The sequence below is a fragment of the Citrobacter sp. Cm038 genome (assembly GCF_030333105.1).
Taxonomy (GTDB): domain Bacteria; phylum Pseudomonadota; class Gammaproteobacteria; order Enterobacterales; family Enterobacteriaceae; genus Citrobacter; species Citrobacter murliniae.
Genome location: NZ_JAOWGO010000016.1, coordinates 354,959 through 370,140 on the forward strand (window position 1 = coordinate 354,959; position 15,182 = coordinate 370,140).

Below are 15,182 nucleotides of genomic sequence, written 5' to 3' on the forward strand. Positions count from 1 at the left end.
CTTACGCGCTCAGCAGCTGCTTCATGTCTTCTTCAACAGTGGTCACAGAACGCAGACCGAATTTCTCGTTGAGTACAGCCAGCAGATCCGGCGTGAAGAAGCCAGGTGCAGTTGGGCCAGTGACGATGTTTTTCACACCCAGGGACAGCAGGGTCAGCAGAATTACAATCGCTTTCTGTTCAAACCAGGAGAGCACCAGAGACAGCGGCAGGTCATTGACGCCACAGCCCAGTTTTTCCGCCAGGGTTACCGCCAGGATGATGGCAGAGTAAGCATCGTTACACTGACCGGCGTCGACCAGACGTGGCAGACCTTCAATATCGCCGAAGTCCAGTTTGTTGAAACGGTATTTACCACAGGCCAGCGTCAGGATCAGGCAGTCGTCCGGTACGCTGGTGGCGAAGTCGGTGAAGTAGTTACGTTCACCACGGGCGCCGTCGCAGCCGCCAACCAGGAAGATGTGACGCAGTTTTTCGCGGCTCACCAGGTCGATCAGGGTATCAGCTGCGCCCAGCAACGTCTGACGACCGAAACCGACGGTGATCAGGTGTGGAATTTCGCTGTACGGGAAGCCCGCCATTTGCTGCGCTTGAGCGATAACCGGACCGAAGTCGTCGCCTTCCAGATGGCTCACGCCCGGCCAACCGACGATGCTACGAGTCCAGATACGGTCGTCGTATGCGCCAACGGTCGGGTCGATGATGCAGTTAGAGGTCATTACGATTGGACCTGGGAAGCGGGCGAATTCCACCTGCTGGTTCTGCCAGCCACTGCCGTAGTTACCGATCAGGTGTTTGAATTTACGCAGCTCCGGGTAACCGTGCGCTGGCAGCATTTCACCGTGGGTGTAGACGTTAACGCCGGTGCCTTCGGTCTGCTCCAGCAGGTTATACAGATCTTTCAGGTCATGACCAGAGATTAGGATGCATTTCCCTTCGGTCGCTTTCACGTTGACCTGAGTCGGTGTTGGGTGACCGTATTTGGTAGTTTCACCGGCATCCAGGATGCTCATCACTTTGAAGTTCATCTGGCCTATTTCCATAGAGCACTCCAGCAGAGCGTTCATATCGGAAGGCCAGGTACCCAGCCATGCCATGATTTTGTGGTACTGAGCGTAGATATCGTTGTCGTACTGACCCAGAACATGTGCGTGTTCCATGTAGGCTGCCGCACCTTTCAGGCCGTACAGGCAAAGCAGACGCAGGCCGAGAATGTTCTCGCCAATGGTCGCTTTGTCTTTATTCGGGGTAAATTCCGCTGCCTGACGTTGCAGGTCACCCAGATCGTCGCTGACCAGTTGCAGGTCAGCCATCGGGTTATCGACAGTCGCGTTAGCATCAATATTCAGACATTGTGCTTTCAGTGCGTCACGCATGGCGATAGCTTCGCGAGCATAGCCGACAATACGTGGGGAGTCGAAGTTTACGTTGGTCAGCGTAGAGAAGAACGCGCGCGGAGCAAAATTATCAACTTCATGGTCGATGATGCCGTATTCACGCGCTTTAACCGCCCATGCAGACAGACCTTGTAGGGAAGCAATCAGCAGATCCTGCAGATCGGAGGTCTCCGCTGTCTTACCGCACATACCCTGCGCGTAAGAGCAGCCGTTCCCTGCCGGAGTACGGATGGTTTGTTCACATTGCACACAAAACATGGTCACACCTTTTAAAGTTATATTTAATATACATGTTTAAGGTTATGCCTGCGCGCGCAGGGATTAAAGGGATTTCTAATACAATTTGCAGGGAGATTGATTTAGCGCAATTTTGGCGGTAGCTGACTACCGCCAGAGAGGTATTTGTCTGTATATCAGGCGGAGAAAAATGCCATCAACAAAGGCACCAGTAAACTCAGAATAAAGCCGTGAACGATTGCAGCTGGAACCATCTCCAGACCACCGCTACGTTGTAAAACGGGCAGGGTGAAATCCATTGATGTCGCACCGCAGAGTCCTAAGGCGGTGGATCGACTGCGGCCAACTAATCCCGGAATTAACATAATGGCAATCAGTTCGCGCGCCAGATCGTTAAAGAAAGCGGCGCTGCCGATAACCGGCCCGAACGATTCGGTCAACAAAATACCGGAAAGGGAATACCAGCCAAATCCCGATGCCATCGCCAGTGACGTTTTCATCGGTAGACCGAGGATTAGTGCATTGATGACTCCACCCAGCAGCGAACTGGCAACCACGACGACGGCAACAATCATGCCTCTGCGGTTCAGCACAATCTGTTTTAAGGTCATGCCGCTGTTGCGCAATTGAATCCCCACGAGGAACAATAAAAAGATCAGCGTATATTCGCTGGCTTCGGTTGCGTGCTGCAGCATTGAAAACCCGGTAAGCCCGAGCAGAAAACCCAGGACAACGACACCACAAAGTTGTAGCGACTCAAGTGCCATTGCAATTCGCGAAGGTAACTTTTCTTGCTGGTGGTTGTGTCGCCAGGGCAGTGCACGTTCCAGCCACAGTAGCGCCGCAATATTACATAGCAGAATGACCGTAATACTGACGGCAGAATAATGAAGAATGGATAACAGATTACTGGCGAGATTATCCAGAAACGCCAGGCTGATGCCCATAAAGAAGAGAATAAGGTAGACGATCCAACTCAGCAGGCGATTAATGAGTTTTAAAGCAGCCCTGTGCCGAAGCGGAATCAGATAACCCACAATAAGTGGGACCAGAATGATTAACAGTCCTGAAAACATGAACAACCGGGTCCTTTATATGTGAAGCAGCGCACTGACACTACCCAATAAAAGCTTTCAGGTAAAGTTACAAAAAAAGCCGGGTGGCGCTGATGCCTACCCGGCTTACATATTGCAGTGAACTGTAGGTCAGGTAAGACACTGCCACCTGACACTATGGCCTACGTGGGATTAATCGCGTTTTTCCAGCAGGGTGCGATAAATAAGTCCACCGAGAACCCCACCGATAATCGGCATGACCCAGAACAGCCACAGTTGTTCTAGCGCCCAGCCGCCCTGGAAGAGGGCAACGGCGGTACTACGTGCCGGGTTTACGGATGTGTTGGTGACCGGAATGCTGATCAGGTGAATCAGCGTTAACGCAAGACCAATAGCAATGGGTGCGAAACCAGCCGGAGCATGTTTATCGGTAGCACCGTGGATAACCAGTAAGAAACCTGCGGTCAGAACGATTTCAATAACGATAGCGGAAAGCATCGAATAGCCGCCCGGAGAATGTTCACCGTAGCCGTTTGACGCAAACCCACTGGCTGTAGCATCGAAGCCTGCTTTACCGCTGGCAATAAGATACAGCACAGCTGCCGCAACAATACCGCCCACGACCTGGGCAATAACATAACCAATAACGTCTTTTGCCGGAAAGCGACCACCAGCCCATAAACCGAATGTCACTGCTGGGTTAAAATGTCCACCTGAAATATGACCGACGGCAAATGCCATTGTCAAAACAGTGAGACCGAAGGCCAGCGCAACACCGGCAAATCCAATACCTAACTCAGGGAATGCTGCGGCCAGTACGGCACTCCCACATCCACCAAAAACAAGCCAGAATGTACCGAAGAATTCGGCTGCTAATTTCCTGAACATAACCACCTCAATTAAAAGTTCCGGGTTCGTTGTCGTACCCGGTTATTCATCGCTAAAAGGGGCGATGATTAAAGAGCGTATATTTTAGAAAAAAACATCATCCCTTCGCCACTTAAATTAATAAAAAAATTTGATTTAAGGCAATGCGACGTCAATCCTTTTTGGATTTGATGTAGATAAGGTATCGTTTAATTACATTAAGCGGATTGTTGTGCCCTGAAATAATATTCATTGTAAATTTTAAGAAGAATATTCTTATGTTTTTTAGTTCCCCCGGTTTCGGTTTGGGTGATATCGGGTGTCCTGAGTGCCTGCTTGCCGTTATACTCCTGATAACTTGAAGGAAAAAGTTAGCATTTCCGGAGGCTATATGATTCTCGAACGCGTTGAGATTGTTGGGTTTCGTGGTATTAATCGGCTGTCGTTGGTGCTGGAGCAAAACAACGTGCTGATTGGGGAGAACGCGTGGGGTAAATCCAGCCTGCTGGATGCATTAACCCTGTTGTTGTCACCTGAGTCGGATTTATACCATTTTGATCGCGAAGACTTTTGGTTCCCACCGGGTGATGTCCAGGGGCGGGAACATCATTTGCACATTATTCTGACGTTTCGCGAATCTCAACCGGGCCGCCATCGGGTACGTCGGTACCGTCCGCTGGAAGCATGCTGGTCCCCATGTTCGGATAACTATCACCGTATTTTCTATCGGCTGGAAGGAGAGTGTGCGGATGATGGTAGTGTCCTGACGCTGCGCAGCTTCCTTGATGGCGCAGGCCATCCTTTACCCATCGACGATATTAACGACCAGGCCCGCCATCTCGTCCGCCTGATGCCGGTTCTACGTCTGCGTGATGCGCGTTTTATGCGGCGGATCCGCAACGGTACGGTGCCAGATATGGCCGATGTTGAAGTCACCGCCCGTCAACTGGATTTTCTGGCGCGCGAACTCGCTAACCGTCCACAAAATTTGACGGATGGACAGATTCGCCAGGGGCTTTCAGCCATGGTTCAACTGCTGGAGCACTATTTTTCTGAGCAGGGATCTAGTCAGTCACGTTATCGTCTGATGCGTCGGCGATCCAATAACGAACAACGTAGCTGGCGTTATCTGGACATTATTAACCGCATGATTGATAAGCCAGGAGGACGTACGCACCGCGTGATCCTTTTGGGGCTTTTTTCGACCCTGTTACAGGCTAAAGGCACACTTAGACTGGATAAAGATGCCCGTCCTTTGTTGCTGGTAGAAGATCCAGAAACACGGTTGCATCCTATTATGCTCTCTGTCGCCTGGCAGTTGCTGAATCTACTTCCTCTGCAGCGTGTGGCGACCACCAACTCCGGAGAATTGTTGTCTCTCACGCCCGTTGAGCATGTTGTCCGTCTGGTGCGTGAATCCTCCCGCGTTGCCGCCTGGCGGCTGGGGCCGGGTGGTTTGAGTGCGGAAGACGGACGGCGTATTGCGTTTCATATTCGCTTTAATCGGGCGTCGTCGTTGTTTGCCCGCTGCTGGCTGCTGGTGGAGGGGGAAACGGAAACCTGGGTTATTAACGAACTGGCTCGTCAGTGCGGACATCACTTTGATGCCGAAGGCATTAAAGTCATTGAGTTCGCCCAGTCAGGCCTTAAACCGCTGGTTAAGTTTGCCCGGCGTATGGGGATAGAGTGGCATGTGTTGGTCGATGGAGATGAAGCGGGCAAAAAGTACGCCGCTACCGTACGCAGCTTGCTGAATAACGATCGGGAAGAAGAACGCGAGCATTTAACCATACTGCCTGCGCTGGATATGGAACACTTTATGTACCGACAGGGATTCTCTGACGTCTTTCATCGGGTGGCACAAATTCCGGAAAATGTACCAATGAATATGCGCAAGATTATATCGAAAGCGATCCATCGTTCGTCAAAACCGGATCTGGCGATTGAAGTGGCGATGGAAGCAGGGCGACGCGGCGTTGAAGCCGTACCAACCCTGCTCAGGAAAATGTTTTCGCGCGTGCTGTGGTTGGCGCGCGGGCGGGCTGATTAGTGGCGGAACATCAGCGATAACTGAGCGTGTATATTGTCCAGTAACTGATAGCGGCGGCGATATTCCGCGCGTTTTTTACTGGCAATATCTGCCTCGTTTTTTCGAGCCAACGTGCGTGGAATATGATAATACCCGTGGCTGTCGCATTCTCCACCTACCGACTCCCAAAAGGCATTATAGTCAGAAAGAATAACCTTGTTTTTATCATGGTAACGTGGGCTGCGAAAAATATGTTGCTCATTACTGACAGCCAGAACTTGTTCGATATTAAGCTGTTCCGCAAAGCGGCAAATAGCCTCCATTACAATACGCTTAGGAAAAATTCCATGGCATGATTTGGTCGCTTTTTGAATTTCTTCGTGCGGCAGTTGAGCATTACCCTGTACGCCGCCAATAAAGAGCGTACTTTTCTTATTGTACTTACACAGTGTGAACGTCATTTTAATCAGGATGTCCCTGGCGCTATTACGCATGAGAATTGTACTTTCCCCTTCTTTATCCAGTGCAGTGAACATCATCATGTCGACAGTGAATATTTCACCGTCTTTGCCTTCAATTTTCGCCAGTTGCAATCCATCATTGCTTAAAAATGCGCTAAACTCCGCGGGCAAAAATGCGTTACGGATAACATGGTAATGAAAGCGCACCGCGTCTAAACGCATTTTCAGGTCGAAATTTTTAGCAAGATACGGGCGATGTAAACGCACCGGCAAGCGCGGCTGGCGGGAGAGTAAATTATCAAGGTCTGGCCACTGTGCCAGTTCAGTCATCCATTCTCGAGTCAGTCGTGGTATCAGCAATGAGCGCCACATAAACTTACGGCGAAAACTTCGCTTTTCCCAACAATTACCGGGTCGCCAATGACCGGTAGTCAGGTTGCAAAAAAGGCCAAAACCAGTTGCTGGTTTTGCAGAATGAAAAGTGCTTTCAGTTAGCTGGCTCATAATAACAATCCAATTGATACGCTGGTACTAATTTCAGCACGGTGGATCTTAACGATTCATCAATAACTCTGTTATTCTTTGAACTTTTCAACGCCTGTTAATTTATCGTTGATGTTTATCACTCCACTCTGGTGGACGTATTGGGGGAAACTGGGATTTTTATGAAGCTCAAGGGAAAAATTAAAAAACGGTATTTTCTCATCGCCATCATTATTATTGTGGTGATGATTGCACTTTGGAGAACACTAAATGCTCCATTACCTCAGTATCAGACGTTAATTGTTCGACCTGGCGATCTCCAGCAAAGCGTACTGGCAACCGGGAAACTGGATGCGTTACGCAAAGTTGACGTAGGTGCGCAGGTGAGCGGGCAGCTGAAAACGTTGTCAGTAGCGATTGGCGATAAAGTAAAAAAAGATCAACTGCTTGGTGTTATTGATCCTGAACAGGCGCAAAACCAGATCAAAGAGGTTGAGGCGACGCTCATGGAATTACGCGCTCAGCGTTTGCAGGCAGAAGCCGAATGGAAACTGGCGCGGGTAACGCTTTCTCGTCAGCAACAGTTGGCGAAAACACAGGCTGTTTCTCAGCAGGATCTCGACACTGCTGCTACCGAAATGGCGGTTAAACAGGCGCAAATTGGCACCATTGATGCACAAATTAAGCGTAATCAGGCCTCGCTTGATACGGCAAAGACTAACCTCGATTACACCCGCATCGTGGCTCCTATGGCCGGTGAGGTAACCCAAATTACCACCCTGCAGGGGCAAACCGTGATTGCTGCACAGCAGGCACCAAACATTCTGACTCTGGCAGATATGAGCACCATGCTGGTAAAAGCGCAGGTGTCCGAGGCGGATGTTATTCATCTGCATCCGGGGCAAAAGGCCTGGTTTACTGTGCTGGGCGATCCGCAGACGCGCTATGAAGGTACACTCAAAGATGTGTTGCCAACGCCAGAGAAAGTGAATGACGCTATTTTCTATTACGCCCGCTTCGAAGTGCCTAACCCGAAAGGGATCCTGCGTCTGGATATGACCGCGCAGGTTCATATTCAGCTAACGGATGTGAAAAATGTGCTGACAATCCCGTTAGCGGCCCTTGGCGATCCTATTGGCAACAACCGTTATAACGTCAGACTGTTGCGCAACGGCGAGACCCGGGAGCGTGAGGTCTCTATCGGCGCACGTAATGACACCGATGTAGAGATTGTAAAAGGGCTGGAAGAAGGGGATGAAGTCATCATCGGTGAGGCGAAACCTGGAGCGGCGCAATGACGGCATTGCTTGAGCTGAGCAATATCTGCCGCAGTTACCCGTCAGGAGAAGGGCAGGTCGAGGTGTTAAAGAACGTCTCCTTGAGCATCCAGGCCGGCGAAATGGTGGCGATTGTCGGGGCTTCTGGCTCGGGCAAATCGACGCTGATGAACATTCTGGGATGTCTGGACAAGCCTACCAACGGGACGTATCAGGTTGCCGGGCGCGATGTTTCCACCCTGGACAGCGACGCGTTAGCGCAACTACGGCGTGAGCATTTCGGCTTCATCTTCCAGCGGTATCATTTACTCTCGCATTTAACGGCAGCGCAAAACGTTGAGGTACCCGCGGTCTACGCCGGAACCGAGCGTAAGCAGCGGTTGGCACGAGCGCAGGAGTTGCTCCAGCGACTGGGACTGGGTGACAGGGTCGACTATCAACCTTCCCAGCTTTCCGGTGGGCAGCAGCAGCGCGTCAGTATTGCGCGTGCGCTGATGAATGGCGGACAGGTGATTCTGGCCGATGAACCGACCGGGGCGCTGGACAGCCATTCTGGCGAAGAGGTGATGGCTATTCTGCATCAGCTGCGCGATCGTGGACATACGGTGATTATCGTAACTCACGACCCGCAGGTAGCCGCACAGGCCGAGCGAGTGATTGAAATTCGTGATGGCGAAATCGTGCGTAATCCACCGTCACAGAAAACCTCTGCAGGGCGCGGTATTGCTGAACCGACGGTGACGACGGCCTCCGGTTGGCGTCAGTTTGCCAGCGGCTTTCGTGAGGCGCTTACCATGGCGTGGCTGGCAATGGCCGCCAATAAGATGCGTACACTGCTGACCATGCTTGGCATTATCATTGGTATTGCTTCTGTGGTCTCTATTGTGGTTGTTGGTGACGCAGCAAAACAGCTGGTGCTGGCTGATATTCGCGCTATCGGGACGAACACCATTGATATCTACCCCGGCAAAGATTTCGGTGATGATGACCCACAGTATCAGCAGGCGCTGAAATATGACGACTTAGTCGCTATTCAGAAGCAGCCCTGGGTGAGTTCCGTTACGCCTGCGGTGTCGAAGAATTTGCGTCTGCGTTATGGAAATATCGACGTGGCGGCCAGCGCGAACGGCGTTAGTGGAGATTACTTTAACGTTTATGGCATGACGTTTAGCGAAGGGAACACTTTTAACGCAGAACAGTTAAATGGTCGGGCACAGGTGGTGGTGCTTGACAGCAATACCCGACGCCAACTCTTCCCCAACAAAGCGCAGGTGGTGGGAGAAGTTATCCTGGTGGGAAATATGCCTGCCACCGTGATTGGGGTCGCCGAAGAGAAGCAGTCGATGTTTGGCAGCAGCAAGATCCTGCGGGTCTGGTTGCCTTACAGCACCATGTCCGGGCGGATCATGGGGCAATCGTGGCTGAACTCTATTACCGTGCGTGTTAAGGATGGTTTCGACAGCGCGCAGGCGGAGCAGCAACTGACCCGACTGTTGTCGTTGCGCCATGGTAAAAAAGATTTCTTCACCTGGAACATGGACGGCGTCTTGAAAACCGCCGAAAAAACCACACGTACTTTACAGTTGTTCCTGACTCTGGTTGCGGTGATTTCCCTGGTGGTCGGCGGAATAGGTGTGATGAACATTATGCTGGTTTCCGTGACTGAACGAACGCGTGAAATTGGCATTCGTATGGCGGTTGGTGCGCGTGCCAGTGATGTGCTGCAGCAGTTCTTAATTGAAGCAGTGCTGGTGTGTCTGGTCGGTGGGGCGTTAGGTATTAGCCTGTCGATGCTAATCGCTTTTACGTTGCAACTTTTTCTGCCTGGATGGGAAATTGGATTCTCTCCTTTTGCCCTGCTGACGGCTTTCCTGTGCTCAACGGCGACCGGCGTTTTGTTTGGCTGGCTGCCTGCGCGTAATGCGGCGCGCCTTGATCCCGTCGATGCTTTGGCGCGTGAATAACGTGTTGTATTGCATAAGAAATAAAAATGCCAGCCTCCGGGGCTGGCATTTTGTCTGCGGGATGTACACAATGAGACAGAAGAGCTATGCGACAGCTTCTGCTTCAATGACAGGCACGATGACGCTGGCGTGATTGCCTTTTGGCCCCTGGTGGACATCAAACTGGACAGACTGTCCGGCTTTTAGCGTTCTGTAACCATCCATCTGAATGGTGGAGTAATGGGCGAAGATATCTTCGCCACCGCCTTCAGGGCAGATGAAACCAAACCCTTTGGCATTGTTGAACCACTTAACAGTACCCGTTTCCATGCTTCGACATCCTTCGTAAATCTTATATAAGTAAGATGGAATGAACCGGTGGCGGAGTGGGGGCTGTTCAAAACCTCGCCAACTCTCGAGACTACAATTTAGAGAAATCAGGCGGGGCGTCAAGCGTCAGGCTAGTGGAATAGGGTAAAAATGCATCAAAATTTGAAGCAGTTAACGCTATTGTCGGTTCTGTGACAGATGTCGCGAATGACACTGATAGATGATAATTATCTAATACTTGAGGTAGATTGATTGTGCGCATAGGCTCTTGTCAGCGGCAAGTTATTCTGCCGGTAACCGTAACTGAAGATGACGACTGACAATGGGTAAGACGAACGATTGGTTGGATTTCGACCTGCTGGCGGAAGACAAATTGCGCGACGCGCTAAAACCGCCATCTATGTATAAAGTGATATTAGTCAATGATGATTACACTCCGATGGAGTTTGTTATTGACGTGTTACAAAAATTCTTTTCTTATGATGTAGAACGTGCAACGCAACTGATGCTTGCTGTTCACTATCAAGGTAAAGCTATCTGCGGCGTATTTACCGCGGAAGTGGCTGAGACCAAAGTTGCGATGGTGAACAAATATGCGAGGGAGAACGAGCATCCGTTGCTGTGTACGCTGGAAAAAGCCTGAATGCAGGCATAAATATTGGGGGAGGTGCCTATGCTCAATCAAGAACTGGAACTCAGTTTAAACATGGCTTTCGCCAGAGCGCGCGAGCACCGACATGAGTTTATGACCGTCGAGCACTTGTTACTGGCATTGCTCAGTAACCCATCGGCCCGCGAAGCGCTGGAAGCGTGTTCTGTGGATCTGGTGGCGCTCCGTCAGGAACTCGAAGCCTTCATTGAACAAACCACACCCGTATTGCCTGCCAGCGAAGAAGAGCGCGACACGCAACCGACGCTGAGTTTTCAGCGTGTACTGCAACGTGCTGTCTTTCATGTTCAGTCCTCCGGGCGTAATGAAGTCACTGGCGCAAATGTGCTGGTTGCCATCTTCAGCGAGCAGGAATCTCAGGCGGCGTATCTGCTGCGTAAGCATGAAGTCAGTCGCCTGGACGTGGTGAATTTTATTTCTCATGGCACGCGCAAAGACGAACCGAGTCAGTCTTCTGATTCAGGTAATCAGCCAAATAGCGAAGAACAAGCTGGCGGGGAGGACCGTATGGAGAACTTCACCACTAACCTTAACCAGCTTGCTCGCGTGGGCGGTATTGATCCGCTCATTGGCCGGGAAAAAGAGCTGGAGCGAGCCATTCAGGTACTGTGCCGCCGCCGTAAAAACAACCCGCTGCTGGTGGGTGAGTCTGGCGTCGGGAAAACCGCGATTGCTGAAGGCCTCGCCTGGCGTATTGTCCAGGGTGACGTGCCGGAAGTCATGGCAGACTGCACGCTTTACTCGCTGGATATTGGGTCGCTGCTGGCGGGAACCAAATACCGTGGTGATTTTGAAAAACGGTTTAAAGCTCTGCTGAAACAGCTGGAACAGGATACCAACAGTATTCTGTTTATCGATGAGATCCACACCATTATAGGTGCAGGGGCTGCATCTGGCGGCCAGGTTGACGCCGCAAATCTGATCAAACCGCTGCTGTCCAGCGGTAAGATCCGCGTGATCGGTTCGACCACCTATCAGGAGTTCAGCAATATTTTCGAGAAAGACCGTGCGTTAGCGCGTCGCTTCCAGAAAATCGATATTACTGAACCGTCGGTGGAAGAGACCGTGCAGATTATTAACGGTTTGAAACCCAAATATGAAGCGCACCACGATGTTCGTTATACCGCAAAAGCAGTGCGTGCAGCGGTTGAGCTGGCGGTGAAATATATCAACGATCGTCATCTGCCGGATAAAGCGATTGATGTGATCGATGAAGCTGGCGCCCGTGCGCGACTGATGCCGGTCAGCAAGCGCAAGAAAACCGTCAACGTAGCGGATATTGAGTCCGTCGTGGCTCGCATTGCGCGGATCCCGGAGAAGAGTGTTTCGCAGAGCGATCGAGATACGCTGAAAAATCTGGGCAACCGCCTGAAAATGCTGGTGTTCGGGCAGGATAAAGCTATTGAGGCACTGACTGAAGCGATCAAGATGAGTCGTGCAGGTCTTGGTCACGAGCATAAACCTGTCGGTTCGTTCTTGTTTGCTGGTCCGACTGGCGTCGGTAAAACCGAAGTCACGGTGCAACTGTCCAAAGCGCTGGGTATTGAACTGCTGCGTTTTGATATGTCTGAATATATGGAGCGGCATACCGTCAGCCGCCTGATTGGTGCGCCTCCGGGGTACGTTGGATTTGACCAGGGCGGTTTGTTAACGGATGCGGTGATTAAACATCCGCATGCGGTACTGCTGCTGGATGAAATCGAAAAAGCGCACCCGGATGTCTTTAACCTGCTGCTGCAGGTGATGGATAACGGTACGCTGACTGACAACAACGGGCGCAAAGCGGATTTCCGCAACGTGGTGCTGGTAATGACCACGAACGCCGGGGTGCGTGAAACTGAACGTAAATCGATTGGGCTTATTCATCAGGACAACAGTACTGATGCGATGGGCGAGATCAAAAAAGTATTTACGCCGGAGTTCCGTAACCGTCTCGACAATATTATCTGGTTTGATCATCTCTCTACTGAGGTCATTCACCAGGTTGTGGATAAATTTATTGTCGAACTTCAGGTTCAGCTGGATCAGAAAGGTGTATCTCTGGAAGTGAGTCAGGAAGCACGTGACTGGCTGGCAGAGAAAGGCTATGACCGCGCTATGGGCGCACGCCCGATGACGCGTGTAGTCCAGGACAACCTGAAAAAACCATTGGCAAACGAACTGCTGTTCGGTTCGCTTGTGGATGGTGGGCAGGTGACAGTCGCGCTGGATAAAGAGAAAAATGAGCTGACGTATGGCTTCCAGAGTGCGCAAAAGCATAAACCGGAAGCAGCACATTAAATTCTTATCTCATAACAGACCGGGCGTAAATGCCCGGTTTTTTTTCGCCTGAAATTGGGTAACGGATGGAGCAGAGGCAAAAAATAAGCCTGCGTAAGGGAGATTACGCAGGCTAAGGAGGTGGTTCCTGGTACAGCTAGCATTTATGGGTTATGTTTTTCAGCGAAACAGATAATACCCTTAATGAACGAAACGGTATGTGATCGGTTTCTAAGAATCTTCCGAACGCCGAAAAATATCCATAATTAACTACTTAGTATGCGGATTTCGCGTGGATTCCCCGGCAAAATTACGCATTAACAAGGCATAGTTCAGATCAATATCTTGCGGTACCGGCATCCACACAGTGTAGCCATCCCCTGGAGCGACCGGCATTGCCTCGCCTTTGGCGTTTTCCATCTGCTCGAGGGTGAAATTGATATTACCCTGCGGGGTCATCAGTTCCAGGCTATCACCAACGGTGAATTTGTTTTTCACCAGTACTGCCGCCAACTCACCTTTGCGCTCGCCAGTGAATTCACCGACAAATTGCTGGCGCTCGGAAACAGAAAAACCATATTCGTAATTCTGATAGTCGTCATGTGTGTGGCGACGCAGGAAGCCTTCGGTATATCCACGGTGCGCCAGACCTTCCAGCGTCTCTAACAGACTGGTGTCGAAAGGTTTACCGGCAGCGGCGTCATCAATCGCTTTACGGTACACCTGCGCGGTACGAGCACAGTAGTAGTAGGATTTGGTACGGCCTTCGATTTTCAGTGAATGCACACCCATTTGGGTCAGACGCTCGACATGGGCAATGGCGCGTAAATCTTTTGAGTTCATGATGTAAGTACCGTGTTCGTCTTCGAACGCGGTCATATATTCGCCCGGGCGCTGAGCTTCTTCGATCATAAACACTTTGTCAGTCGGCGCACCAATACCCAACGTAGGTTCGACGTTTTGTACTGGAATAGGCTCATACTTGTGTACGATGTTGCCTACCACGTCTTCTTTACCTTCCTGCACGTTATATTCCCAGCGGCAGGCATTGGTACAGGTGCCCTGATTCGGATCGCGCTTGTTGATGTAGCCGGAGAGCAGGCAGCGGCCGGAGTAAGCCATGCACAACGCACCGTGAACGAAGATCTCAATCTCCATATCCGGTACCTGATTACGGATCTCTTCAATTTCTTCCAGCGACAATTCACGGGACAGGATCACGCGGGTCAGTCCCATCTGCTTCCAGAATTTTACCGTTGCCCAGTTTACAGCGTTAGCCTGTACCGACAGGTGAATGTCCATATCCGGGAAGTTTTCGCGTACCAGCATGATAAGACCCGGGTCGGACATGATTAAGGCATCCGGTCCCATTTCCACAACTGGTTTCAGGTCACGAATGAAAGTTTTCAGCTTGGCGTTGTGTGGGGCAATGTTTACCACTACGTAGAATTTTTTACCCAGTTCATGGGCTTCATTAATCCCGAGCTGCAAATTTTCGTGATTGAATTCGTTGTTGCGCACGCGCAGCGAGTAACGCGGCTGGCCCGCATATACTGCATCCGCGCCATAGGCAAAAGCGTAACGCATATTTTTCAGCGTTCCCGCCGGGGAAAGGAGTTCCGGTTTAAACATAATTTTCTCGTTCTGATGACAGGTCAGACTCGCCTCACTCAATGAGGCGGTTAGGGGAGTGCCCCCATATTAAGGGCGGGCATTGTAGCGCTGCGGGGAAGACAGGTAAAGAAAAACGCCGGGCGACAGTTTGGCGTTACCCGGCTGATGAAGTGATAATCAGGTTTTATCTTTCACCGTCTGACTTATGCCATTGGTTTTTACCGACGCAATTCCGGTATCTCGCGACTGCTCGTTTGCATACAGCTGACTGGTACCAATAACCTGATGGTTTGCCGCTTTCAGATTGAAATGCAATTTGCCGTTTGTCGCCGTTTTTTTCTCATAACGTTCGCTCAGTGGGCTGTTTACCTGGACCGAAGCGATCCCCTTTTCCGCAGCACCTTTTGTGGCGTAAAGCTCACTGGTCAGGATAGTTTCTCCATTTCCTGCCTTAAGAACAAATCGGTACTGATTATCACTGCTTTTGCTTAACTCAAACCAACCAGCCATATGAACTCCTTGATTAAAAATTTTATATCAAACAGTTATTAACGACAGCGT

Annotated in this window: 12 protein-coding genes; 5 read left to right on the forward strand and 7 right to left on the reverse strand. The window is 50.7% G+C overall.

Annotated features, from left to right (window positions below):
* Position 1 precedes the first annotated feature (1 nt).
* The 3 genes from hcp to aqpZ all read right to left on the reverse strand — a co-directional run bounded on the left by hcp (position 2) and on the right by aqpZ (position 3,576).
* The gene (hcp, locus tag OGY01_RS03955; RefSeq protein WP_048221081.1) at positions 2–1,654 is read right to left on the reverse strand and encodes a hydroxylamine reductase; all 1,653 of its coding nucleotides are present in this window, start codon (positions 1,652–1,654) and stop codon (positions 2–4) included.
* 155 nt (positions 1,655–1,809) lie between these two features.
* Positions 1,810–2,709 carry a LysO family transporter gene (locus tag OGY01_RS03960; RefSeq protein WP_045444786.1) on the reverse strand — a complete coding sequence of 300 codons (900 nt, stop codon included), beginning with the start codon at positions 2,707–2,709 and terminating at the stop codon, positions 1,810–1,812.
* Between the two features lie 171 nt (positions 2,710–2,880).
* Positions 2,881–3,576, reverse strand: a complete 696-nt coding sequence (gene aqpZ / locus OGY01_RS03965) for an aquaporin Z (RefSeq protein WP_045444783.1) — start codon at positions 3,574–3,576, stop codon at positions 2,881–2,883.
* A 370-nt stretch (positions 3,577–3,946) separates the two neighbouring features.
* On the opposite strand from aqpZ, the gene OGY01_RS03970 reads away from it, so the two are divergent.
* Positions 3,947–5,605, forward strand: a complete 1,659-nt coding sequence (locus OGY01_RS03970; RefSeq protein ID WP_048221084.1) for an ATP-dependent endonuclease — start codon at positions 3,947–3,949, stop codon at positions 5,603–5,605.
* Here OGY01_RS03970 and OGY01_RS03975 read toward each other — a convergent pair.
* Positions 5,602–6,549, reverse strand: a complete 948-nt coding sequence (locus OGY01_RS03975; RefSeq protein WP_286492461.1) for a VirK/YbjX family protein — start codon at positions 6,547–6,549, stop codon at positions 5,602–5,604. The genes OGY01_RS03970 and OGY01_RS03975 overlap by 4 nt on opposite strands.
* Positions 6,550–6,710: 161 nt before the next feature.
* On the opposite strand from OGY01_RS03975, the gene macA reads away from it, so the two are divergent.
* Positions 6,711–7,826 (forward strand): macrolide transporter subunit MacA, encoded by a 1,116-nt coding sequence (gene macA / locus OGY01_RS03980; protein WP_045444771.1) that lies wholly within the window; start codon positions 6,711–6,713, stop codon positions 7,824–7,826.
* Positions 7,823–9,769 carry a macrolide ABC transporter ATP-binding protein/permease MacB gene (macB, locus tag OGY01_RS03985; RefSeq protein ID WP_286492463.1) on the forward strand — a complete coding sequence of 649 codons (1,947 nt, stop codon included), beginning with the start codon at positions 7,823–7,825 and terminating at the stop codon, positions 9,767–9,769. The genes macA and macB overlap by 4 nt, the downstream gene beginning before the upstream one ends.
* A gap of 84 nt (positions 9,770–9,853) precedes the next feature.
* Here macB and cspD read toward each other — a convergent pair whose 3' ends face one another.
* Positions 9,854–10,078, reverse strand: a complete 225-nt coding sequence (gene cspD / locus OGY01_RS03990; RefSeq protein WP_003036813.1) for a cold shock-like protein CspD — start codon at positions 10,076–10,078, stop codon at positions 9,854–9,856.
* A 322-nt stretch (positions 10,079–10,400) separates the two neighbouring features.
* On the opposite strand from cspD, the gene clpS reads away from it, so the two are divergent.
* Positions 10,401–10,721, forward strand: a complete 321-nt coding sequence (gene clpS / locus OGY01_RS03995; protein WP_003036810.1) for an ATP-dependent Clp protease adapter ClpS — start codon at positions 10,401–10,403, stop codon at positions 10,719–10,721.
* A gap of 30 nt (positions 10,722–10,751) precedes the next feature.
* Positions 10,752–13,028, forward strand: a complete 2,277-nt coding sequence (gene clpA / locus OGY01_RS04000; protein WP_045444765.1) for an ATP-dependent Clp protease ATP-binding subunit ClpA — start codon at positions 10,752–10,754, stop codon at positions 13,026–13,028.
* 249 nt (positions 13,029–13,277) lie between these two features.
* Here the strand turns inward: clpA and trhP are convergent, their stop codons facing one another.
* Together trhP and OGY01_RS04010 are read right to left on the reverse strand one after the other, a co-directional pair.
* On the reverse strand, positions 13,278–14,639 hold the full coding sequence (gene trhP / locus OGY01_RS04005; protein ID WP_045444762.1) for a prephenate-dependent tRNA uridine(34) hydroxylase TrhP: 1,362 nt from the start codon (positions 14,637–14,639) through the stop codon (positions 13,278–13,280).
* A gap of 159 nt (positions 14,640–14,798) precedes the next feature.
* Positions 14,799–15,131, reverse strand: a complete 333-nt coding sequence (locus tag OGY01_RS04010; protein WP_045444759.1) for a YegP family protein — start codon at positions 15,129–15,131, stop codon at positions 14,799–14,801.
* Between the last annotated feature and the right edge of the window lie 51 nt (positions 15,132–15,182).

What these genes read in the sequence shown, in the direction of transcription:
- hcp (WP_048221081.1), bottom strand. Translation starts at nt 1,654, where the DNA reads ATGTTTTGTGTGCAATGTGAACAAACCATCCGTACTCCGGCAGGGAAC.
- OGY01_RS03960 (WP_045444786.1), bottom strand. Translation starts at nt 2,709, where the DNA reads ATGTTTTCAGGACTGTTAATCATTCTGGTCCCACTTATTGTGGGTTAT.
- aqpZ (WP_045444783.1), bottom strand. Translation starts at nt 3,576, where the DNA reads ATGTTCAGGAAATTAGCAGCCGAATTCTTCGGTACATTCTGGCTTGTT.
- OGY01_RS03970 (WP_048221084.1), top strand. Translation starts at nt 3,947, where the DNA reads ATGATTCTCGAACGCGTTGAGATTGTTGGGTTTCGTGGTATTAATCGG.
- OGY01_RS03975 (WP_286492461.1), bottom strand. Translation starts at nt 6,549, where the DNA reads ATGAGCCAGCTAACTGAAAGCACTTTTCATTCTGCAAAACCAGCAACT.
- macA (WP_045444771.1), top strand. Translation starts at nt 6,711, where the DNA reads ATGAAGCTCAAGGGAAAAATTAAAAAACGGTATTTTCTCATCGCCATC.
- macB (WP_286492463.1), top strand. Translation starts at nt 7,823, where the DNA reads ATGACGGCATTGCTTGAGCTGAGCAATATCTGCCGCAGTTACCCGTCA.
- cspD (WP_003036813.1), bottom strand. Translation starts at nt 10,078, where the DNA reads ATGGAAACGGGTACTGTTAAGTGGTTCAACAATGCCAAAGGGTTTGGT.
- clpS (WP_003036810.1), top strand. Translation starts at nt 10,401, where the DNA reads ATGGGTAAGACGAACGATTGGTTGGATTTCGACCTGCTGGCGGAAGAC.
- clpA (WP_045444765.1), top strand. Translation starts at nt 10,752, where the DNA reads ATGCTCAATCAAGAACTGGAACTCAGTTTAAACATGGCTTTCGCCAGA.
- trhP (WP_045444762.1), bottom strand. Translation starts at nt 14,639, where the DNA reads ATGTTTAAACCGGAACTCCTTTCCCCGGCGGGAACGCTGAAAAATATG.
- OGY01_RS04010 (WP_045444759.1), bottom strand. Translation starts at nt 15,131, where the DNA reads ATGGCTGGTTGGTTTGAGTTAAGCAAAAGCAGTGATAATCAGTACCGA.